This is a genomic window from Mesorhizobium sp. P2_C4, assembly GCF_056404575.1.
In genome coordinates, this window is record NZ_JBFUDT010000010.1 from 82,732 (window position 1) to 104,241 (window position 21,510).

At 62.4% G+C, this 21,510-nt stretch carries 23 protein-coding genes and 1 tRNA gene; 11 read left to right on the forward strand and 13 right to left on the reverse strand.

Annotated elements, in window-relative coordinates; genetic code table 11:
- Window positions 1-2 precede the first annotated feature (2 nt).
- From AC1DX6_RS27750 to AC1DX6_RS27760, 3 genes are all read left to right on the forward strand, one after another.
- Window positions 3-2,579 (forward strand): bifunctional diguanylate cyclase/phosphodiesterase, encoded by a 2,577-nt coding sequence (locus tag AC1DX6_RS27750; RefSeq protein WP_477319534.1) that lies wholly within the window; start codon window positions 3-5, stop codon window positions 2,577-2,579.
- Between the two features lie 76 nt (window positions 2,580-2,655).
- Window positions 2,656-2,732 (forward strand) — tRNA-Pro (locus tag AC1DX6_RS27755).
- 164 nt (window positions 2,733-2,896) lie between these two features.
- Window positions 2,897-3,133 carry a hypothetical protein gene (locus AC1DX6_RS27760; protein WP_477319298.1) on the forward strand — a complete coding sequence of 79 codons (237 nt, stop codon included), beginning with the start codon at window positions 2,897-2,899 and terminating at the stop codon, window positions 3,131-3,133.
- Window positions 3,134-3,401: 268 nt separating this feature from the next.
- On the opposite strand, the gene hdaA is transcribed toward AC1DX6_RS27760, so the two are convergent.
- The 3 genes from hdaA to AC1DX6_RS27775 are packed head-to-tail and all read right to left on the reverse strand — an operon-like array spanning window position 3,402 to window position 5,810.
- On the reverse strand, window positions 3,402-4,103 hold the full coding sequence (hdaA, locus tag AC1DX6_RS27765) for a DnaA regulatory inactivator HdaA (RefSeq protein WP_477319300.1): 702 nt from the start codon (window positions 4,101-4,103) through the stop codon (window positions 3,402-3,404).
- A 5-nt stretch (window positions 4,104-4,108) separates the two neighbouring features.
- Window positions 4,109-5,281: an AI-2E family transporter gene (locus AC1DX6_RS27770; RefSeq protein WP_477319302.1), complete on the reverse strand. Its 1,173-nt coding sequence runs from the start codon at window positions 5,279-5,281 to the stop codon at window positions 4,109-4,111.
- Window positions 5,253-5,810: a CDP-alcohol phosphatidyltransferase family protein gene (locus AC1DX6_RS27775; RefSeq protein WP_477319536.1), complete on the reverse strand. Its 558-nt coding sequence runs from the start codon at window positions 5,808-5,810 to the stop codon at window positions 5,253-5,255. The genes AC1DX6_RS27770 and AC1DX6_RS27775 overlap by 29 nt, the downstream gene beginning before the upstream one ends.
- Before the next feature lie 186 nt (window positions 5,811-5,996).
- On the opposite strand from AC1DX6_RS27775, the gene purM reads away from it, so the two are divergent.
- From purM to AC1DX6_RS27800, 5 genes are all read left to right on the forward strand, one after another.
- The gene (gene purM, locus AC1DX6_RS27780; protein WP_477319304.1) at window positions 5,997-7,076 is read left to right on the forward strand and encodes a phosphoribosylformylglycinamidine cyclo-ligase; all 1,080 of its coding nucleotides are present in this window, start codon (window positions 5,997-5,999) and stop codon (window positions 7,074-7,076) included.
- On the forward strand, window positions 7,073-7,780 hold the full coding sequence (gene purN / locus AC1DX6_RS27785; RefSeq protein WP_477319306.1) for a phosphoribosylglycinamide formyltransferase: 708 nt from the start codon (window positions 7,073-7,075) through the stop codon (window positions 7,778-7,780). The genes purM and purN overlap by 4 nt, the downstream gene beginning before the upstream one ends.
- Window positions 7,781-7,842: 62 nt before the next feature.
- Window positions 7,843-8,097 (forward strand): type II toxin-antitoxin system HicA family toxin, encoded by a 255-nt coding sequence (locus tag AC1DX6_RS27790; RefSeq protein ID WP_477319308.1) that lies wholly within the window; start codon window positions 7,843-7,845, stop codon window positions 8,095-8,097.
- Complete coding sequence (locus AC1DX6_RS27795; RefSeq protein ID WP_477319310.1) at window positions 8,094-8,435, forward strand: type II toxin-antitoxin system HicB family antitoxin; 342 nt, start codon at window positions 8,094-8,096, stop codon at window positions 8,433-8,435. The genes AC1DX6_RS27790 and AC1DX6_RS27795 overlap by 4 nt, the downstream gene beginning before the upstream one ends.
- A 9-nt stretch (window positions 8,436-8,444) precedes the next feature.
- Entirely contained in the window at window positions 8,445-8,960 is a 516-nt protein-coding gene (locus tag AC1DX6_RS27800) for a SixA phosphatase family protein (protein ID WP_477319312.1), read from the forward strand.
- A gap of 72 nt (window positions 8,961-9,032) precedes the next feature.
- On the opposite strand, the gene AC1DX6_RS27805 is transcribed toward AC1DX6_RS27800, so the two are convergent.
- From AC1DX6_RS27805 to AC1DX6_RS27830, 6 genes are all read right to left on the reverse strand, one after another.
- Window positions 9,033-9,272 (reverse strand): DUF680 domain-containing protein, encoded by a 240-nt coding sequence (locus AC1DX6_RS27805; RefSeq protein ID WP_477319314.1) that lies wholly within the window; start codon window positions 9,270-9,272, stop codon window positions 9,033-9,035.
- 306 nt (window positions 9,273-9,578) lie between these two features.
- On the reverse strand, window positions 9,579-9,815 hold the full coding sequence (locus AC1DX6_RS27810; RefSeq protein ID WP_477319316.1) for a DUF680 domain-containing protein: 237 nt from the start codon (window positions 9,813-9,815) through the stop codon (window positions 9,579-9,581).
- Window positions 9,816-10,113: 298 nt separating this feature from the next.
- Window positions 10,114-10,899: a 4-hydroxy-tetrahydrodipicolinate reductase gene (dapB, locus tag AC1DX6_RS27815; RefSeq protein ID WP_477319318.1), complete on the reverse strand. Its 786-nt coding sequence runs from the start codon at window positions 10,897-10,899 to the stop codon at window positions 10,114-10,116.
- A gap of 60 nt (window positions 10,900-10,959) precedes the next feature.
- Window positions 10,960-11,763: an agmatinase gene (gene speB / locus AC1DX6_RS27820; protein WP_477319320.1), complete on the reverse strand. Its 804-nt coding sequence runs from the start codon at window positions 11,761-11,763 to the stop codon at window positions 10,960-10,962.
- Window positions 11,764-11,863: 100 nt separating this feature from the next.
- Entirely contained in the window at window positions 11,864-13,984 is a 2,121-nt protein-coding gene (locus AC1DX6_RS27825) for a molybdopterin-containing oxidoreductase family protein (RefSeq protein WP_477319322.1), read from the reverse strand.
- Window positions 13,985-14,217: 233 nt separating this feature from the next.
- Window positions 14,218-16,095: an ABC-F family ATP-binding cassette domain-containing protein gene (locus tag AC1DX6_RS27830; protein ID WP_477319324.1), complete on the reverse strand. Its 1,878-nt coding sequence runs from the start codon at window positions 16,093-16,095 to the stop codon at window positions 14,218-14,220.
- Window positions 16,096-16,454: 359 nt separating this feature from the next.
- Between AC1DX6_RS27830 and AC1DX6_RS27835 the strand changes: the two genes are divergently transcribed.
- Both AC1DX6_RS27835 and AC1DX6_RS27840 read left to right on the forward strand, forming a co-directional pair.
- Window positions 16,455-16,670: a hypothetical protein gene (locus AC1DX6_RS27835; RefSeq protein WP_477319326.1), complete on the forward strand. Its 216-nt coding sequence runs from the start codon at window positions 16,455-16,457 to the stop codon at window positions 16,668-16,670.
- A 318-nt stretch (window positions 16,671-16,988) separates the two neighbouring features.
- The gene (locus tag AC1DX6_RS27840; RefSeq protein ID WP_477319538.1) at window positions 16,989-17,660 is read left to right on the forward strand and encodes a Crp/Fnr family transcriptional regulator; all 672 of its coding nucleotides are present in this window, start codon (window positions 16,989-16,991) and stop codon (window positions 17,658-17,660) included.
- Window positions 17,661-17,801: 141 nt separating this feature from the next.
- Here AC1DX6_RS27840 and AC1DX6_RS27845 read toward each other — a convergent pair whose 3' ends face one another.
- The 4 genes from AC1DX6_RS27845 to AC1DX6_RS27860 all read right to left on the reverse strand — a co-directional run bounded on the left by AC1DX6_RS27845 (window position 17,802) and on the right by AC1DX6_RS27860 (window position 20,373).
- Window positions 17,802-18,248, reverse strand: a complete 447-nt coding sequence (locus tag AC1DX6_RS27845; protein WP_477319328.1) for a Ros/MucR family transcriptional regulator — start codon at window positions 18,246-18,248, stop codon at window positions 17,802-17,804.
- Window positions 18,249-18,414: 166 nt separating this feature from the next.
- A complete protein-coding gene (locus AC1DX6_RS27850) occupies window positions 18,415-18,633 on the reverse strand; it encodes a hypothetical protein (RefSeq protein ID WP_477319330.1) in 219 nt (72 codons plus the stop codon).
- Window positions 18,626-19,546, reverse strand: a complete 921-nt coding sequence (locus tag AC1DX6_RS27855; RefSeq protein ID WP_477319332.1) for a DMT family transporter — start codon at window positions 19,544-19,546, stop codon at window positions 18,626-18,628. The genes AC1DX6_RS27850 and AC1DX6_RS27855 overlap by 8 nt, the downstream gene beginning before the upstream one ends.
- Window positions 19,540-20,373, reverse strand: coding sequence for a hypothetical protein (locus AC1DX6_RS27860; RefSeq protein ID WP_477319333.1), 834 nt, complete (start codon window positions 20,371-20,373; stop codon window positions 19,540-19,542). Before AC1DX6_RS27860 ends, AC1DX6_RS27855 begins: the two co-directional genes overlap by 7 nt.
- A gap of 111 nt (window positions 20,374-20,484) precedes the next feature.
- Between AC1DX6_RS27860 and AC1DX6_RS27865 the strand changes: the two genes are divergently transcribed.
- Window positions 20,485-21,426: a LysR substrate-binding domain-containing protein gene (locus tag AC1DX6_RS27865; RefSeq protein WP_477319334.1), complete on the forward strand. Its 942-nt coding sequence runs from the start codon at window positions 20,485-20,487 to the stop codon at window positions 21,424-21,426.
- Window positions 21,427-21,510: the final 84 nt, after the last annotated feature.

Consider the following 21,510-nt stretch of genomic DNA (forward strand, 5'->3'; position numbering starts at 1 on the left):
CGATGATTGCTGTTGTCGTCATCGCGATCTGCGTCGCGTTTGCTGACCATCAAAACCGAGTTGTCGCCGATCAGGCGGCGCGGGCTGATGTGCTGGCGCGGGTCAACCTTGTGCGAACCAAGCTCGAAGGCAATATCAGTGGCAGCCTGCACCTGGTCAGGGGCCTGGTCGCGACGATTGTGACCGAACCGTATATGGGCCAGCAGCGCTTCGCCCAGTTGGCCGGCAATGTGCTCAGCGAGGACACGTTGTTGCGCAACATCGCCGGCGCTCCGGATCTTGTGGTTTCCCTGATGTACCCGATGGCCGGCAACGAAAAGGCCATAGGTCTCGACTACCGCATCGATCCAAAGCAGCGCGAAGCCGCGCTCAGGGCGCGCGACGAGAAAAAACTGATCCTGGCGGGGCCGGTCGACCTCAAGCAGGGCGGCAAGGGCTTCATCGGGCGCTTTCCCGTCTTCGTCAAAGGACCCGCCAACAGCGACCGTTTCTGGGGCATCGTTTCGGCGGTCATCGATGTCGACCGGCTTTACGAGGCCAGCGGCTTGCTCGACCCCGATCTTGGCCTCGACATCACCATCACCGGCAAGGATGCGATGGGCGTTGCCGGCGCCCGGTTCTACGGCGACCACACTGTCGGCAAGAACAATCCGGTGACGGTCGGTGTCGTGCTTCCGTCCGGCTCCTGGCAGATCGCGGCGATCCCCAAGGGCGGCTGGACGTCGACGGATAGCGAGGTCTGGTGGCTGCGCGCTGTGATGGCCGCTGCTGCGGCTGCGATGGTGATACCGATCCTGGTGGCGGGCCGGCTGGTCGGCGAGCGGCAGCGCAACTACTCCGAGCTGCGGCGGCTGTCGCGACGCCTGGAACTGGCGATGGAAGCGTCTTCGATCGGCGTCTGGGAGCACGATATCGCCAGCGGCTCGCTGGTGTGGGACGACCGGGTCAACGAGATCTACGGCAAGGAACCAGACGGCAAGCCGCGCGGCTATGAGGACTGGGCCGGAGCCATCCATCCGCTCGATCTGCCCCGGGCTCTGGAGGATTTCGATCGCTCGGCCTCCACCAAGGGACCTTACTCGTCGGATTACCGGATCGTTCTTCCCAATGGCGAAATCCGCTATCTGCGCACCAGGGCAGCATTCTTCCAGGACGGCAACGACACGCCAAAGATGATCGGTGCAGAATGGGACGTAACTGCCGATGTGCTGTTGAACCAAGACCTGGAACGAGCGAGGCAACTGGCGGAGACGCGCAATTCCGAGCTCGAACTCGCCAAGTCGCGCATCGAGCACAATGCGATGCACGATTCGCTGACCGGCCTGCCGAATCGGCGATTTCTGGACGAGATGCTGGAGAGCTTCTCCCGCAAGCCGGGTGATGGCCGTATCGCGCTGCTGCACATCGACCTCGACCGCTTCAAGCAGATCAACGACACGCTTGGCCATGCCGCCGGCGACGCAATGCTGATCCATGCCGCCGAAGTGCTGAGCGCCAATGTTCGCGATCATGATTTTGTCGCCCGTATCGGCGGCGACGAGTTCGTGGTGGTCTGCTGGAATTGCGACGACAAGGAACTCGCCCGGCTCGCCGAGCGCATCATCGCCGAGATGCGTCGGCCGGTTTACTATCAGGGGCACCAATGCCGCTTCGGCGTCAGCGTCGGCATTGCCACCGACGACGGCCCAAACTTCGTCGGCAAGGACATACTGGTCAATGCCGACATCGCGCTCTATCGGGCCAAGAGCAATGGCCGCAACCGCTATGAGTTCTTCTCCAACGCCCTGCAAGAAAAGATCGTCAACACGAAGCGGGTCGCGGACGAGATTCTGGGCGGCCTGGAACGCCACGAATTCGTCGCCTATTACCAGCTGCAGTTCGACGCAAGGACGCTCGAGATCGCAGGCGTCGAGGCGTTGGCGCGCTGGAAACACCCGACACGGGGAATTCTCGCCCCGGACAACTTCCTGAGCATCGCCGAGGAATTGAACGTCGTCTCGACGATCGACAGGACGGTGCTGGAGCAGGCGCTGGCCAGCTTCGACGAGTGGGCGAGCGAGGGCCTCAGGATTCCGCGCGTATCGGTCAACGTGTCGGCACGGCGGCTTCAGGACAAGGAACTGATCAAGGGCCTGCGCGACCTCAACATCAGGACCGGAACTGTCTCCTTCGAACTCGTCGAATCGATCTTCCTCGATGAGAGCGACGATCTGGTGACCTGGAACATCGAGCAGATCAAGCATCTCGGCATCGACATCGAGATCGACGATTTCGGCACCGGCTATGCCTCCATCGTCAGCCTGCTCAAGCTGCGGCCACGGCGCCTGAAGATCGACCGCCAGCTGATCAGCCCGATTGTCGAATCCGAACAGCAAAGGCAGCTTGTCGCATCGATCATCGAGATCGGCAGGTCGCTCGGCATCGAGGTCATCGCGGAAGGCGTCGAAACCATGGAGCATGTGCGCATCCTGCAGACGCTCGGCTGCGACATGCTGCAGGGCTACGCTTTCGGCGCCGCCATGGATGTGGACACGCTCAAGGGATTTGTCCGGTCACGGCGATGGCGCGCGACTGGCTAAAGCGCGTCGCGTTCGTTGCGGTTTCGCGGTTTAGGGGTTGCACAGCCGCGCCCGGAACCTTATACGCCGCAAAGCTCGGAGTGTAGCGCAGCCTGGTAGCGCATCTGGTTTGGGACCAGAGGGTCGGGAGTTCGAATCTCTCCACTCCGACCATTCTTTTTCTCAGGAGCGGCCATTCGGTCGGTCGTCTTGGCCATATGACGCCGAGCGCACCCTGTGGCACCGACAATCCCCTCGCTTCCAGCGCTGCAGCCGGTCTAGACTTCGGCAAAAGAGGGGATTGTGGATGCCTGGTCTTGAAGCGTGGCTGTCGCTGATTGGCCCTGCCCTACTTCGCTTATTACGGTTTCACGATTCCGGTCATGGTCGTCTGGGCAATTCTCTGCGCCGCCCTGTGGATGTGGAACAACCGGCCAAGCAAGAGGCAGGACGGCAGCGCCGCCCGGTCAAGGTTCGCCAGCCTGATGTTTTTTGTCGTCGTCGCCGCCTGCTATGTAGCGGCGCATACGGCGGTTTATCTGGTGGTCCGGCATCTGGCCGGGCTGTGGGCGTGAAAGGAGCGCCCTTTTACAGGACGCTCTGGCGACCACTCGATCTGAAGGCAAGCTCGCCGGGCGAGAACCCCAACAGCCTCATTCCCGACGAGCCTACTAACCTGATTTGGAACGCAATCAGGACCGGGGTTAGCCGGCAAGGAGACAGCTGCAAGACGGATGCCAGCAATTGCATCCCGAAATGGGACAGTGAGCCGACGCGTCGCCCGTTGTGGGGAGGTAAGGGGTAAGTTGGCGCCAAACTGGAACAGAAGGAAGGGCGCGTGCTCTAAATCTCAAACTCGCCCTGCCCTTCATCCATGGCGTTGACGGTTTCAGCGGCCAGCGCCCTGGTGATCGGCGTCTTGCGCTCGAGGGCCGTGCGGTCCAGCCGCTCCACCACCCGCATGGCAGTGGCCAGCGAGCGCTCGATGCGGCGCACCAGATATTGCACGACATGCGGCTCGACTTCGACCTGGCGGTCAGCGAACAGCTTGGTGATGACGCCGGCCAGCAAGAGATCGTCGGGCTCGTGGATCTCGACCGTCGCCGCTGCCCTCAGCCGCGACGCGAGGTCGGGCAGCGCAATGCCCCAGGCCGCGGGAAAGCGCCGCGCGGTCAACAAAAGCTGCGAGCCGGCGCCGCGCACCGCATTGATCAGATGGAACAATCCGGCTTCGTCGACAGGGCCGGCATCGACATCGTCGATCAGGGCCGGCCGCGCGCCAAGATTTGCCATGCAGTCGCCGATGCGCCGGGCGTCAACCTTTGTTGCGCTGGCGCGGGCGCACCAGATCGAGGCCAGATGGGTTTTGCCGGAGCCGGCCGGGCCGGCCAGCACGACCACCGGCGAGGGCCAGTCCGGCCAGCGGTCGACCAGCGCTACTGCTTGCTCATTGGTGCCGGAGACGACGAGATCGTCGCGCGAATAGCCGGTGCCATGGCCGAGATCGAGCGGCAACTGGCGCGGCGTTTCGGATTGGTCCGCCATCAGGCTCAACCGCGCGGCCCGCCCCTGCGGCGGCTGGCCGGCAGCGGCGCAACAGGCTCGGTGCCGTGGCCCTTGTAGAGCGGCGATTCGAGATAGCGGGCAATGGCAAAGCGCACCAGCACGGCAATGGCGGCAGCGGCCGGCACGGCGATCAAAAGGCCGACGAAGCCGAACAGCGCGCCGAAGGCAAACAGCGCAAACATCAGCCACACCGGATGCAGGCCGACGCTTTTGCCGACCAGCCTGGGCTGTAAAATATTGCCCTCGATGAACTGGCCGACGAAGAACACGCAAGCGACCGCCACCACCATGGTCCAGTCCGGCCAGAACTGGACGAAGGCGACGCCGACCGCCAGCACCAGCCCGGTCAGCGAGCCGACATAGGGGATGAAGGAGATCAACCCGGCGAACAGGCCGATGAGGATGCCGAAATTGAGACCCGTCAGCGTGAGCCCAGTGCCGTACATGGCGCCCAGCACCAGGCAGAGCGTGCCCTGGCCGCGCACGAAGCCGGCTGTTGCCGTGTTGATGTCCTTGGCGATACCCCTGACGGTCTCGACATAGTCGCGCGGCACCCAGCTGTCGACGATCGCCACCATGCGGTCCCAGTCGAGCAGCATGTAGAAGGCAACGACCGGCGTGACCACAAACAGGCTGACCACAGAGACCAGCGCCACGCCGGAGCTCCAGATCGAGGTGAACACGGTGGTCAACAGGCCGAAGCCGGAGGTGAGCAGCGAGTTCAGCCCGTCGCGCAGGCCGTTGGCGTTGACGCCGAATTTCTGTTCGATCCATTTCGGATCGAAAGAGGTGATCAGGCTCTGCAGCCGGGTCAGATATTCCGGCAGCTTGCTGGCGAAATCGGCCATCTGCGTCGCCAGCACCGGGATCAGGATGACGAAGGCCAGCACCAGGATGACGATGAAGGCGATGAGGATGACCACCGTCGCCATCAGCCGGGACAGGCCGACCCGCTGCAGCCGGTCGGCTACAGGATCGAGGAAATAGGCCAGCACCATGCCGGCGACGAAGGGCAACAGGATGCTGGAGAAGACATAGAGGAACAGCGCCAGCAGGACGGCGCTGGCCAGCCAGAAGAAGATCTGACGCCGAAACGCCGCCGATGCGGCGGCATCGGCCAGTTCGTCGTCAGGTGCCCGGTGTGCCGCCTTCGCCATAGCCGCTCATATGCCTCAGCCAAGCCACGAGATAGGCCGCGGCCGAAGCCACGGTCAAGACCCCGGACAGGATTATGAGCGCCGGTCGCAGCGGGTCGAGGTGGACCGAAAGCGCGAGTTCGCCCAGCACCACCGCCGCCAGCACGATCTGGATGGCGGTGTTGGCCTTCGATACGAACAGCGGCTTCACCTCCACCGGGTGGGCCATGACGGTGGACAGGACGACGGCGCAGACGATCAGGCCATCGCGCGACACCATGGTGACGACCAGCCACAGCGGCAATTGCCCGATGAACCCCATGACCACGAACACCGAGACCAGCAGCAATTTGTCGGCCATCGGATCGAGATAGGCGCCAAGCTTCGAATGCTGGTTGAAACGGCGGGCGATGAAGCCGTCGACGCCGTCGGAAATGCCGGCGACGAGAAAGCCGGCAAAGGCCCAGTCCCAGCGCATGTTCAGCATGGCCAACACCACCGCCGGCACCAGCACGAAGCGCATGATCGTGATCATGTTGGGGATGGTCAAACGCATGTCCCGTCGCTTTTGTTTTGCTGATACATGATGGAGACTGGGGGTGCGTGCAAGGACCAAGGACGAAAGGCAGGCTGTCCACGGTTTTATCGAGGGCAAAAGCCGGCATTTGGCCGTTATCCTTGCAGACCGAAACTGTTCATGCGAAGAGCCCGCAAGGGAAACAGCGACGAGCCGGACATGACGAAGCGCGATACAGCCAAGCGCAAGAACGGGCTCACTTATGCCGAAGCAGGTGTCGACATCGATGCCGGCAATCTCATGGTCGAGAAGATCAAGCCGCTGGTGCGCGCGACGCGCCGGCCGGGCGCCGATGGCGAGATCGGTGGTTTTGGCGGCCTGTTCGACCTCAAGGCCGCCGGCTTCACCGATCCGGTGCTGGTTGCCGCCAATGACGGCGTCGGCACCAAGCTGAAGATCGCCATCGATGCAGGAAAACACGACACGATCGGCATCGACCTCGTCGCCATGTGCGTCAACGACATCGTCGTGCAAGGTGCGGAGCCGCTGTTCTTCCTCGATTATTTCGCCACCGGCAAGCTCGACCCCGACCAGGGGGCTTCTATCGTCGGCGGCATCGCCGAAGGCTGCCGACAGGCCGGCTGCGCGCTGATAGGCGGCGAGACGGCCGAAATGCCCGGCATGTATCATGGCAAGGACTACGACCTTGCCGGCTTTGCCGTGGGCGCCGCCGAACGCGGTCAGTTGCTGCCGACCGACGACATCGTCGAAGGCGACGTGCTGCTCGGCCTCGCCTCGTCCGGCCTGCATTCCAACGGATTTTCGCTGGTCCGCCGCATCGTCGCCGCCAGCGGCCTGGCCTGGAGCGATCCGGCGCCGTTCAACGACGAGGCGACATTGGCCGAGGCGTTGCTCGAGCCGACCCGCATCTACGTCAAGTCGATCCTCAAGGCGATCCGCAACACGCACGGCATCAAGGCGCTGGCCCATATCACCGGTGGCGGCTTTCCCGAAAACATCCCGCGCGTGCTGCCGAAGGATTTTTCGGCCGAGCTTGACCTCGACGCGATAGAAGTGCCGGCGGTGTTCTCTTGGCTGGCCAAGACCGGCGGCGTGGCGGCGGAAGAGATGATGCGCACCTTCAACTGCGGCATCGGCATGATCCTCGTCGTCACCTCCGGACAGGCCGCGCAAGTCGCCGCCGTGCTGCAGGAGGCTGGTGAAACGGTGACGCCGATCGGCCGCATCGTGCCGCGCCGTGATGCCGGCGTCATCTATCGGGGTTCGATCGGCCTATGAACAAGAAACGCACCGTTGTGCTGATTTCGGGACGCGGTTCCAACATGACGGCGCTGATCGCCGCGGCCAGCGACCCGGCCTATCCCGCAGAGATCGTCGGCGTCATTTCCGACCGGGCCAATGCCGCCGGCCTTGGCATTGCCGCGGCCCGCGGCATCACCACCAAGGTCATCCAGCGCTCCGACTATGCCAGCAAGGAAGCCCATGACGGGGCGATCGACGCGGCTCTGGTCGGGTTCGGCACCGAGATCGTGGCGCTGGCCGGCTATATGCGCATTTTAGGCGCGCGTTTCGTCGAGAAATGGCTGGGACGGATGGTCAACATCCACCCTGCCCTGCTGCCGGCCTTCAAGGGCCTGGATACGCATGCGCGGGCTCTGCGCGCCGGCATTCGCATTCATGGCTGCACGGTGCATTTCGTTACGCTGGACATGGACGACGGGCCGATCATCGCCCAGGCGGCGGTGCCGGTGATGGTTGGCGATAATGAGGACACGCTGGCCGCGCGCGTGCTGAAGGCCGAGCACCGGCTCTATCCGCTGGCACTGGGATTGGTCGCCGAAGGCAAGGCACGTATGGAAGGCGGCCGCACCGTGCTCGCCCACTTCGCCGACGACGCCGACAACGGCACCTCGGTGGTGATGGCGCCCGACCCGCTGCGCGAGGAACGCGATCTCGAGCAGCTGGCGCGGATTACGCCCTGAAAGCTTTATCTGCAATCATAATTTGATTGCATTTTGGATCATGCTCGCCTATTTGTGCTTGCATGAACAGCAAGCACAAGCGCGTGCTCAAAGCGATCTTCACGGATCCGGTTTCCGGCAGTATCGAATGGATCGCCATCGAAGCCTTGCTGATAGCAGTCGGATGCCAGGTGATCGAAGGCAGTGGCTCGCGCGTGCGGTTTGTGTTCAACGGCGAAGTCGAGACCTTCCATCGGCCGCACCCGTCAAAAGAAGCGAAACGATATCAAGTGAGAGATGCTCGCCAATTCCTGTCGAGGATCGGAGTGAAGCCATGAATGCGATGACCTACAAGGGCTATGCCGCCCGTGTCGACTATGACGATGACGACGAGATTTTCTTCGGCCGAATTGCCGGAATTCGCGACGGTGTGTCGTTCCACGCGGAAACGGTCGCGGGGCTGAAAGCAGCCTTCCATGAAGCCGTGGACGACTATGTCGAAACCTGCGCGAAAATCGGCAAATCACCGCAAAAGCCCTATTCCGGAAATCTCATGCTGCGCGTCGACCCGTCAGTCCACTCGAAAGTAGCGCTTGCCGCAGAAGTCGCAGGCAAGAGCCTGAACCAGTGGGGAGAAGAGGTTTTGCGCGAGGCCGCCGACAAGCTGATCGCCTGAGTTTTGTCGATGAAACAGCTCCTCCTCCTGCGCCATGCCAAGTCGAGTTGGGACGATCCCCGGCTTGCCGATTTCGACCGGCCACTGTCCGGGCGCGGGCTGAAAGCGGCACCGCTGGTCGGACGCGAACTGGCGAGGCGCGGCTGGCTGCCCGATCTGGCGCTGGTGTCACCGGCGCTGCGCACGCGCGACACATGGCGGCTGGTGGCTGCCGAATTGCCCATTGGCGTGCCAGTCGAATTTACCGAGGCGCTCTACGAAGCGACGGCGGCGGACATTCTCGCCGCGGTGGGCAAGGCAAGTGCCGCGACCAACAGCGTTCTGGTGCTCGGCCACAATCCCGGGCTGGAAGAATTCGCGCGGCGTCTTGCCGGTTCGCGATCGGATGGCTCGGCGCAGAGCCGGCTTGAGGAAAAATTCCCGACCGCGGCGCTGGCCCGTTTCGTCGTTGGCACCGACTGGACCAAACTCACCTTCGGCGCGGCGCGGCTGACGCATTGCCTCGGGCCGAAGGATCTGGCGTAACAGCCGGATTGGATGGCTGGCAGGACGACAGGAGCGACGAGCCATGCCCGCCGCTCCTGGAGGTCTGAGCGATCAATTGCCCCAGATGCCCTGGCCGGGCTCCGGCCAGTTTTGGGTTGCGCCGGATGAGGTCGGCACCTTGGGTTTTTTGAGGCCGTCGTGTTCGACCATGTCCGGCTTGCGGAACGAACCGGTGGCCATCGTGTCGACAGCGGCAACTGGCTGGTTGTCGGAACCGTAGTGATCGCTGCCAGCAAAGGCGCTGCCACAGGCAACGAGCAGCGCAGCGGCGACGAGAGTGATCCTGGTCATTTCGATGTTTCCTTGTTTGTCGGTCAAGCGGCGCCTTGGGAGGATGGCCCCGCTAACAGCAAGACCCCGAGCGGCCCGACTTTATTCCCGGATACGCCGGATATTTGGCGGATTGCCGAGGACCGCGGCTCGGCCTGGCGTGGGCGACTATCCCGAATCCCTGCGCGCAAGGATCATGGCCAAACAAGAAGTTGGAACCGAATGCTGCCGGAGTGATTCAAGTTCTGGCCGGTAGAATTTCGGCCCCGAAAAAACAAGAGCGGCGGGCCAAGCCCGCCGTTCTTTGTGGTCGAAGATTTGGTGGAATCAACGGCCCCAGATGCCTCGGCCGGACTGAGCCGGGACATTGGCATTGGCGTCGCCCTGTGCCTTTTCAGACTTCACAATCGAGCCGGTGAACGAGTGGTCGATGTAGGAAGAAGAAGAAGACTGGCTGGCAACCGGCTGGTTGGCATTGTTGTCGCCATAGTGGTCGCTACCCTTGGCAAAAGCGGTGCCCGTGGCGACGAGGATGGCGGCGGCGGTAAGAGCGATCTTGATCATCTTAAGTACTCCAGTATTTCTAATGTTCTGTCCATCAAGTCGCGTGCCTTGGGAGGAATTCGCGTCGCTCGGACTACTCCGAGATGGGCCTGCCTTGGTGCCATTACCAATCACGAAAATGTGCGAACCGAACCGTTCGGTTCGATCTTGAAATCTGCTAAATGACACTGTGGCAACAATTTTCTGTCGTAATATCATGCAGTTAAGTCATAGCACTGGCTATATGACGCGACCAATCGCCGGGCCGGCGTTCACCGATCACGATACAGTGCGACGATGGTAGCCCGGGATTAGCGGGTCAGCGTCCTGTCTTTTTGTCGAGCCCGAGCACGTCGCGCATGTCGTATTGGCCGGGCGGACATCCCACCACCCAAAGGGCTGCGGCGATTGCGCCGTGGGCGAACATCGAGCGGTTGTCGGCTGAATGCGAGAGCGTGAGCGTCTCGCCCTCGGCCAGCAAGCTGACGCTGTGTTCGCCAACGATGCCGCCACCGCGCATCACTGCAAAGCCGATCTCGTCTTGCACGCGTGGCCCGGTAATGCCGTCGCGGATGCGCCTTGCAACACCGTCCAATTCGATGCCGCGTCCGCGCGCGGCCGCCTCGCCTAGCATCAGTGCCGTGCCCGATGGCGCATCGACCTTCATGCGGTGATGCGCTTCTAGGATCTCGATGTCGCAGTCGTCGGTGGCAAGCGCCCACGCAGCCTGCTCGACCAGCCCGATCAGCATATTGAGCCCGAGCGAGTAGCTGCCGGATCGCACGATGGCGATAGACTTCGCCACCTCGGCGATTGCGGCGAGTTCGGCCAGTTCAAAGCCGGTCGAGCCGATGACCAGCGCTGGACCGCCACGAGCGGCGCAGGCCCTTGCCAGTTCGACGGAGGCCGCCGGCGTGGTGAAATCGACAACGACATCGGCAAGCGCCAGCGCCTCGTCGCGATCGACCATGCCCTCACTGGTGCTGCCCGGCCGATGGAAGCGGGCGACGAGCGCCAGCCGGGGATCGGACGCGACGGCTTCCGCCATCTGCCGCCCCATGCGGCCGAGCGCGCCGGCTATGGCTATCTTGAGCGGCTGCGGCATGGCGATCCTGCGAAAGGCGAGTCGGAACAATCGTCTAATACGCCGCCTTGCCAAATAAAATCATCCAGCACCATTCGTTTTCAGCATCATGCCGGCAATCTCCTTCACCAGCTTGGCGGCGACCAGCGCTGTCAGGTTGGAGACATCCTGGCTCGCATTGTATTCAACGACATCGGCGGCGACGATTCGTTGGTCGATCCCCTGGATCAGGCTGATCACCTGGCGGGTCGTGAGACCTCCGGGCTCGCGGTGGGAGACGCCGGGCGCAAACGCCGGATCGAGGCCATCGAGATCCACCGAGAGGTAGACGGGCGTCTTGAGGTCCAGCCGCAGATCCTCGCCGAAGTGACGCGCCTCGATCACCTCGACGCCGAAACGCTTGGCCTGGTCGCGAAGCTCGTCGTTGAGGGTGCGCAAGCCGATCTGGATCAGCCGGTCGGCGAGCCGCTTCTCCATGATGCGGGCGAAGGACGAGGTGTGCGATCGCAGATTGCCCTGATAGGCATCATACATGTCGGGGTGGGCGTCGATCTGGACGATTGTCAGGCTGGGCTGGCGGCGACGCACGGCGCGCAGAACCGGCCATGCGATCGCGTGATCGCCGCCGAGGCTGATCAGCGGATGGCCGGCATCCAGCGCGCGGCCGACCTCGCTCTCGATCCGCTCCCAGGGGTCGCCCGCGCCGGCGAAGTCGATGTCACCATGATCGACAAACCGGTCGGTCAGGTCGAAGCCGGTTTCGCTCCACGAGCTGTGGGCGTCGCTGTGCAATTCGCGCCGGATCAGCGGCGGCGCCGCGGCTGCGCCACGCAGATAGGACGAGTATTCGTCATGCGGTATGCCCAGGAGCGAAACCTTGGCCATGACATCCTCCCTCGTCTCGACTGACAGAATGTCTCTATAGACGCGGGAGCTGGCAGCCGCGACATGACGCGCTTGGGCCAGATGCCGATTGCGAAAACCGCTAGGCGCCCAGGTCCTGAGGCTTACGCAGCCAGACCTTGTTGTCGTGGAGTGCCGCACCGCCATAGGGCGCCGGGGCGTCGGCGCCGGTCAGAACGTTGATGCCCTCGCCGCGTTCATGGGCGCTGTTTGGCCAGATGCCTTCAGCGATGACGACGCCACGCTTGATGCCGTCGAAGAATTTGGCGTGCAGCACCACTTCGCCGCGCGTGTTGCCGACCTCGACGCGGCCGCCATCGGCGAGCCCAAGGGCTGCCGCATCGTCGGGGTGCAACAACAATTCCGGCCGGCCTTCCTTGGCCTTCGACACCGGCGTTTCGGCAAAGGTCGAGTTGAGGAAGTTGCGCGCCGGCGATGTCGTCAGCCGGAACGGGTGCGCCTCATCCGCAACCTCGATCAGATCGACGTGATCAGGAAATTCCGGCAGTTGTTCCACCGGCCCGAACAGGCCCATGCTTTTCGGCGGCCGGTTGGGGGCGGCCTGCCCGGTCCAGTCGGCGCGGAAGCGGAATTTTCCGTCCGCATGGCCAAAACCGTTGACGAAATGCGCGGTGTCGAAATCCGGCTGCAGGTCAACCCACTTCTCTTCCTTCAAGCTGTCGAAGCTGCCCAGCCCGCGCTTGCCGAGAATGATGTCGATGTGCTGCTGCTCGGTCAGGCCAAAACCTGGCCGGTCGGCGATGCCGAGGCGTTTTCCCAGTTCCTCGATGACGAAATGGTTGGTGCGCGGCCCTTCCGGCGGGTCGATCAGTTTCGGCCCGAGCGTGATGTGCTGGTTGCCGCCGCCCTTGTAGACGTCGTCATGCTCGACAAACATCGTCGCCGGTAGCACGACATCGGCGAGCTTGGCCGTGTCGGTCATGAACTGCTCGTGCACGCAGGTGAAAAGGTCGTCGCGCAAGAAACCTTGCCTCACCAGCCGCTGTTCAGGCGCGACATTGGCCGGATTGGTGTTCTGGATCAGCATCGCCGTCACCGGCGGTCCGCCATAGAGCGCGTCGCTCGCACCCGTCAGCACCGGGCCGATGCGCGAATGGTCGAGATAGCGGATGCTGGGATCGCGCATCTTCGTGCCTTCCAGCACATCCTGGTTGAGTTTGAAGATACCCGAATTGGAATGGAAGGCGCCGCCGCCTTCATACTGCCAGCTGCCGGTGACCGCGGCGATGCAGGACGCCGCGTGCATGTTGACCGAGCCGTTGCGCTGGCGCGCAAAGCCATAGCCGAGACGAAAATAGGTTTTCTTTGTCGTGCCGACGAGGCGGGCGAAGGCCTCGATCTCAGCGACCGATAGTCCGGTGATGTCGGCGGCCCATTCGGGAGTCTTTGTCCTGAGATGCGTTTCCAACCCCTTCGGGTCGTCGGTGTATTTTTCCAGATAGGCGCGGTCGGCCATCCCCTCCCTGAACAGCACATGCATGACCGCGCAGGCCAGCGCGCCGTCGGTGCCGGGCTTCAGCAGCAGGCCGAGATCGGCCTGCTTCATCGTCGCATTCTCATAGACGTCGATGACGACGATCTTCGCCCCGCGTTCCTTGCGCGCCTTGATGGCGTGGGTCATGACGTTGACCTGCGTGACCACGGCATTGGTGCCCCAGATCACCACGCAGTCGGATTTGGCCATCTCGCGCGGGTCGGGCCCGCGCAATGCGCCGGCGCCCACCATCCAGCCGGTCCAGGCCAGATTGGTGCAGATCGATCCGAAAAAGCCGGAGTATTTTTTCGCGTGGCGCAACCGGTCAATGCCGTCACGCTGCACCAGCCCCATCGTGCCGGCATAGTAGTAAGGCCACACCGTCTCCGAGCCGTATCTTTCCTCGGCCGCTATGAATTTCTCGGCGACGAGATCGAGTGCCGCCTCCCAGCTCGCTTCCTTCCAGGCGCCCTCGCCTTTGGCGCCGACGCGGATCAGCGGCTTCAGCAGCCGGTCCGGATGGTGGACGCGGTCGGCGTAGCGGGCAACCTTGGCGCAGATGACGCCTGATGTGTAGCTATTGGCCTTGGCACCATGGACGCGGCCGATGCGCTTATCGTCAAGCAGTTCGACCTCGAGCGCGCAGGTCGACGGGCAATCATGCGGACAGGCGGAGTGGCCGATGCGAAGCTTGGCGTGTTGATTCATGCGGGCATGTCTAGCGGGTTTCAAAGGGCGCGTGTAGGGCCAGACGATTAGCCAATCTCCCCACTTGTGGAGGAGATGTCCGGCAGGACAGAGGGGGGCGCGAAGGATCGCGGCCTATCTATTCGTCACGGAAGCCAGCGGTGGGAGATTGCAAGAAAGGCTGACAGGTTGGCGGGACAGCGCCCCCCTCTGCCCTACCGGGCATCTCCCCCACGAGGGGGGAGACTACGCACTCACTCCGCCGTGCCTTCTTCATACTCCGCCGACATCGACAGCCATTTTTCCTCGTGGCCGGCAAGGGTCTGGGCTAGTTGCGAGCGCTCCTTGGCCAGCCGCGTCGCGGTTGACGGGTCCTTTTCATAGACCGCCGGATTGGAAAGCTCGTCCTCGATGCCGTCGATGCGCTTGCGGATGCGGTCCATCAGCGCCTCGGTGGCGCGGATTTCCTTGGCTAGCGGCTCGAAGGCGGCGCGCCGTGCCGCCGCATCGCGGCGGCGGTCGGCTTTTGACGCCTTCTCGGCCTCGCGCTTGCCGCGACGGTCGCCTGATACACCGGTGACCAGCGTCTTGTAGTCTTCCAGGTCGCCATCATAAGGATTGACCGCGCCGTCCTTGACCAGCCACAGCCGGTCGGCAGTCGCTTCGAGCAGATGGCGGTCGTGCGAGATCAAGATGACGGCGCCGGGAAACTCGTTCAGCGCATGGATCAGCGATTCGCGGCTGTCGATGTCGAGATGGTTGGTCGGCTCGTCGAGGATGAACAGGTTCGGCCCCTCGAAGGCCGACAGGCCCATCAACAGCCGCGCCTTCTCGCCGCCCGACAGGTCCTTGGCGGCGGTGTTCATCTTCTCTGTGGTCAGGCCGAACTGGGCGACGCGGCCGCGCACCTTGGATTCCGGCGCCTCCGGCATCAGCCGGCGGACATGCTCGTAGGCATTTTCTTCAGGGCGGAGATCGTCGAGCTGGTGCTGGGCAAAGATCGCCACCTTCAGCCCCGGCGCCACAGTCATGGTGCCGGTCTCCTGCTTCAGCCGGCCGGACAGAAGTTTGGCGAAGGTGGACTTGCCGTTGCCATTGGCGCCGAGCAGCGCGATGCGGTCGTCGGCATCGATGCGCAGCGTCATCTTCTTCAGGATCGGCTGGCCTTCGGTGTAGCCGACATTGACGTTGTTGAGCGCCACGATCGGCGAGGCTACGGTCTTGACCGGCTCGGGGAAGGAGAACGGCCGCACCGTGTCGTTCACGATCGCGGCGATCGGCTTCATCTTCTCCAGCGCCTTGATGCGCGACTGCGCTTGCCTGGCCTTCGACGCCTTGGCGCGGAAGCGCTCGACGAAGGATTCCATGTGCTTGCGCGCGGCTTCCTGCTTGACGCGGCCCTTTTCCTGCAACTCCTTCTGCTCGGTGTACTGGCGCTCGAACTGGTCGTAGCCGCCGCGCCAGAAGGTCAGCTTCTTCTGGTCGAGATGGACGATCGAGTTGACGGCGCGGTTGAGCAGATCGCGGTCGTGCGAGATCAGCAAGACAGTGTGCGGGTATTTCGACACATAGTTTTCCAGCCACAGCGTGCCTTCGAGATCGAGATAGTTGGTCGGCTCGTCGAGCAGCAAAAGATCGGGTTCGGAAAACAGCACCGCGGCAAGTGCCACGCGCATGCGCCAGCCGCCGGAGAAGGAGGAGGCCGGGCGCCGCTGCGCCGCATCGTCGAAACCGAGGCCGGCGAGAATGGTGGCCGCGCGCGACTCGGCCGAGTGCGCGTCGATATCGGCCAATCGCATGTGGATGTCGGCGATGCGGTGCGGATCGGTGGCGGTCTTTTCCTCCTCGAGCAGAGCCGAGCGTTCAAGGTCGGCCTTGAGCACGATCTCGATCAGCGCATCCTCGGTGCCGGGCGCTTCCTGCGCCACCTGGCCGATGCGGGTGTTCTTGGGCAGGCTGATCGAACCGGTCTCGGAAGCGAGGTCACCGGTGATGGCCTTGAACAAGGTCGTCTTGCCGGTGCCGTTGCGGCCGACAAGCCCGGCCTTGGTGCCGGCCGGCAAGGTCAGCGAGGCATGGTCGAGAAGCAGGCGTCCGGCCATGCGGAGCGAAAGGTCTGAAATAACAAGCATAGCGGCGCTTTTGCACGGGAGACCGGCGCTTCGCAAGGCCTTGCGGACCAAGAGACGAACAAGTTCGCTCTGGGTTGGCCGTATAAGGATGGCTTAGAAGTCAATGTTTATCGGCTCGGCCGTCTGCGCCCGGTGGTCAATATTGAACAGACTGGCGCCCGGCGTGCGGCCTAAACCTTGGATAGCTGACGAAAATCCAATTGCCCCCAACCCCCCCGCCGCGATTGGTTACGTCAGCAGAAACCCCGGCCGGGGATTTTCAGCATGGCGGCGGAAGCTGGCTTGAAGCGGAAACCGGGAGGCGCGTACAAACTCTCAGTCGGACCCGAATGAACCAGAGTGGCATTGGAGTTTCGAGGATGCCCGCGCTTCCCCTGGCGCTCAAGATCGCGGATGCCGTTTCCGATGCCGGGCGGCGTCGACGCAGGTTGGACGTCGCAACCGTTGCCGGCCTGTTGCACGACGCCCATCCCGAGGCCGGACACAGCCTGGCGGAGATTGCCGACACGCTGCGAGAGGAAATCGCATCCCAGCGAACCCTGGCCGCCCAGCAAACCCTGGCCGCGGACACTTAGCACTGTTAGGTTAGTTCGACGCTTGGGTAACGTAAGTGTTGCGACTGGCGTTCTGCTTCCCACCACCATCAAGTCGTCGGCGTCGAGCCGCCGGGCATGCCTTGCCTGGCGAAAAGCCCCGGCCGGAGACTCATCAAGACGCCAGGAGATCGGGAGGGAGGGATAACCCGAATGACGCCGATCGCAACTGGATAGCCTTCGCGGCGCGCCGCGTCTGGTCAAAATTGACCGGATTTTGTTTCACCGAGGCTGATGCCTTGCCGGCGTCATGATATTATCCGCAAAGAAATCGAACCTTGTCGGTGGATGGGGGCATTGATGGAAGGAAAATCAGATCAGCCATTCGATCCGAAGGCATTTTTGGCGAAAGCCGATCTTGGGCGAACGATCACATGGTATGGACCCAACCAGAAGATATTCTCGCAAGGCGATGTCGCGGATTCGGTCTTCTACATCAACGAGGGTCAGGTCAAAGTCAGCGTCCTCTCCAAACAGGGAAAGGAAGCCGTCGTCGCCATAATGGGGACCGACGATTTCTTTGGCGAAGGCTGCCTGGCCGGCCAGACACGACGCATGGCCACGGCAAATGCGATGACGGATTGCGAGATCATGCGCCTCGACAAGAAGGCGATCATGCGCGTTCTGCACGACGAGCCGGCCTTTTCGGAAATGTTCATCGCCCACCTTCTGGCGCGAACCATCCGCGTGGAAGAGGATCTGGTCGATCAGCTTTTCAATTCGAGCGAAAAGCGCCTGGCACGTGCGCTTCTATTGCTGGCAAATTTCGGCAAGGAAGGGAAGCCCGAACCCATTCTCGGCAAGGTCAACCAAGAAACGCTTGCCGAAATGATTGGCACAACGCGACCGAGAGTCAGCTACTTCATGAACAAGTTCCGCGAACTTGGATTCATCGACTACAATGGAAAGCTTGTGGTGCATAGTTCGTTGCTGAGCGTGGTCCTGCATGACCAGCCCCAGATAAGGCGATGAAGGTAAGAGCTGCCGGCCGGTGCCGTTGCGGCCGACAAGCCCGGCCTTGACCGCACAATGCGCATAAAACGGCGCGCCGACAGCGCGCCGTTTATGACTGATACTGCAAGCGACGACCGCTTTTCGGCGGTCGGCCTGCGCTCAGGTTTTTGCCTTGCGCTTCGTCACCTTGGCTGCGGCGGCAGGCGTGGCCGGCTTGCGGCCAAGCCCCGAGGATTTTGCCAGCGCCGAGCGGGTGGCGGAGTAGTTTGGCGCCACCATCGGGTAATCCGGCGGCAGACCCCACTTGGCCCGGTATTCGTCCGGGCTGAGATGATGGTCGGTGCTGAGGTGTCGCTTCAGCGACTTGAACTTCTTGCCATCCTCCAGGCAGACGATGTGGTCGGGAAACACCGACCGCTTCGGGTTGACGGCTGGAGTGAGGGTGACGCTTTCCGCTTCGGCCATGCTGCCCAGCTTGCGAACCGATGCGCTGACGCTGGCGATCAAATCCGGCAGGCCGGATGCCGGAAGCGGATTGTTTCCGACATAGGCAGAGACGATGTCGGCGGTTAGTTCGATAGCTGTCTTGTTGTCGATACTGGACATTCTTTTTTCTCCCGTCGGTTGTAAATCGCCGACTTTTTCTAGAGTTTTCTTGATGTATCGATTTAAATTCATCCCCCCAACGGGACGCCCAAATCTCAGTAAACCATCAAGACTCGGAACGAGATGATGTTTCTACCGAAGACTCGGGCCGTGCAAATTAGAAAATCTAATACTTGGCAGCGGCAGACTTTGAATCCGCAGACTTGGCGGGACTGGAGTCGGCCAGTATCTCCAGAATACGCTTCCAATGGGCGCAGCGACCGAAATCTCTGTGCTCGATCGCCTTTTCCGCCTTCATCGCGGCGTAAAGTGGCGCTTCGGCCCCGAACTCCCTGATCAGCCAGTACGCTTCCTGTCTGGCGAGACGTTCATCGTCGTCAAGCATGGTTTCCAGCCTCCGAGCGTTCGACGCCCACCGCAATGCAGCTGCCGATGACGAGGACGGCACCGGCAATCGCCGTCATCGTCAGCCTTTCGCCGGAGAGGGTCAGCAGAAGTGTCGAGGCGATCGGCGTAAGATAGGCGACGATCGCAACCTTGCCGCCGCCTTCGAGCTTGAGGGCGCGCGACCAGAAGTAGTAGCCGAGCCCCATCGGACCGGCCCCGAGATAGAGCCCCAGAAGCAGATCCGCAGCGGTCGGCCAGACGATGCCGTCATGAACGCACCACAGCAGCGTCAGAACCACACCGATCAGGGCCGACGGCAAAAGCAGCCGGTCCGGCGAGGCGGCAAGGCGACCGACGACGATCGAGTAGAAGGCCATGCACAGTGCCGAACCGAAGGCTGCGAGGTAACCGACAAGATTGCCCTGGAACCAGGAAGCTTCGCGGCCGCCGGAAATCACCAACGCCACGCCGATAAAGCCAAGCGCGGCGGTCAGCCCGAGCAGCACCGGGCGTCGCGGGTGTTCCAGGACGATCACCGCCGCAGCGACCATCAACGGCCAGGTGTAGGCGACGAGGTTGGCTTCGATCACCGGCATCGAGGCGAAAGCAATGTATTGCAGCACCATCGTGCCGACCAGGCCGACAAAGCCGACCGCGACCGGCACCAGTGCGGCCTTCGCCGCCGTGATGATGTCCTTTGGCACGGCGTTTTCCGGCGGGGCATTTTCCGACCGGACGTTCTCCCTAGACATCAATCGGATAGTGACGAAGACCAGTGCCGCTCCGACGAATTGCAGAAACTGCACCAGCGATACCGGATAGTTTGCCAGCAGGGATTTGCCGACCAGTGCGTTGGTCGACCACAAGGCGACCGCGCCGGCGGCAAAGACCAGCGCGGATTTGGCTACCATGTGTCCCTTGCCCCGCCCGAAACCGGCGCATCCGTGGCTACCGGCACCGGACGTTCCTCTTCGAACCGGCGATAGGCCGGCAGCTGGTTGGTCCAGACATCCTCGGCCAGTTCGTTGACCCATTCGCGGTCATGATCGTTGTCGGCAGCAAGATAGAACATGCGGTTGTCGTCGACATAGGGCTTGGCCACCGAGCGCTGGTTCAGCACCAGCGTAACGCGCTCGCCAAGCTGGATGGGGGCTGTGCGATGCAGGACGCCGAGGAACTGGCCAAGCGTGGCGTAGTTCATCTTGTGGTCGATACGCATGACGCGGTTGCGCGGGATCTCGCGGCCGGTTTCGAGGATGGCACGGCCGGTTTCCGAATCGTCGCAGTAGATTTCGAGATGGCCGCCGACCAGCGGGTCGCTGATCGACAGCGGAATGAGTTCGGTGACCGGAACGCCGTCGCAATGCCAGTCGACGGCGCCATCCCTGGGATTCATGAAGGTGACGGTCGAGCCGACGATCGACAGCGGATACGGCTCCAGCTTGGTGCCCATCATGTCGGACAGCCGCTCCAGACGCAGCTTGTCATGCAGGAGTTCCTTGATCTCCGGAATGAAGCGGTCGGCGCCAGTGATGAAGGTGAGATCGAGATGCTTGTGAACGGCGTGGCTGCCCTTGAGCTTCAGCGCAGCCTCCTCGATCGCGGCAAGCAGTGCCGGATCATAGCCATGGCGATACTGCGCGACACCGAAGCTCGAGATCTTCCACGCCGTTTCGTGACCGATGATGGCTTCGCGACTCATCGCGTAACGCAGTTCGGGAATGCTATGTGCGTTCATGTTACTTCTCCAGGATGGGGGCGGGACTTAAATGACAGTTGATTAAATTAGCCCCCCCTGTAAAATTAGGAATGCTGGTGCTACCGTAAGCCAAGCTTAAGGTCGAAACCCGTGCGTCTGCTCAGTCAGGTCAACCTCAATTCGCTGAAAATCGTGGAGAGTGCTGCGCGGCATAAGAATTTTACGCGCGCCGGAGAAGAGCAATTCATAACCGCTTCGGCGGTCAGCCAGCGCGTCAAGAGCCTGGAGGACCAGCTGCGCTTCAAGATTTTCCTGCGCGGCGGCAATGCCGTTTCGTTGACGCCCGAGGGCGAGACCTATGTGTCGCGGGTTCGCGAAGCGCTCGAGCGCATCGTCGCGGCGAGCATGGAAGCGACCGGGCAGTCGCAGGAGCATGTGCTGAAAATATCGGTGCTGCCGACATTTGCGGCGCGCTGGCTGTTTCCGCGCCTGCCACTGTTCCAGCAGCAACATCCCGAGATCGAGTTGCACGTTGCAACCTCCTACGCGACGCACGAATTCCCGACGTCCGAATTCGATGTCGAAATCCGCTATGGCGACGGCAGCTTTCCCGACCTGCAATCCGAACTGCTGTTCAGAGAAGACCTGACGCCGGTGTGCAGCCGCAAACTCTTCCATCAGGTTCTCGGCCACAAGCCGCTGTCGAAAGTGACGCCGGACGATCTCAGATACTTCACGCTGCTGCATTCCGACACCTGCACCCAGAACTGGGAATCCTGGCTCGGCTTCGCCGGCGCCAGTTCCGTACTCGATGAAGCCAAGAGCATCTTCTTTGACTCGTGCATGATGTCCTACGAGGCGGCCAATGCCGGGCTGGGATTTGCCGTGGCCAACCGTGCCTACATGGCCAGCGACATCCGCGCCGAAAGGCTGGTCGCTCCGTTCGCCATCCACCACCCGAATACGGCCGGGTGGTATTTCGTCTGCCCGGACAAGGCGCTTGCCGCGCGCAAGGTGGCGCTGTTCAAGCACTGGGTAATGACCGAGGCGGCGATGACGCAGAGCCAGCTGGATCTCGAGACCAGCGGCTGAACGGCGACGGCCTTCTGCAGCCATCTGCTTAAGCCAGCATCGGATTGATTGTCCGCCGACACGCCCCCGCATCCGACAAGAACC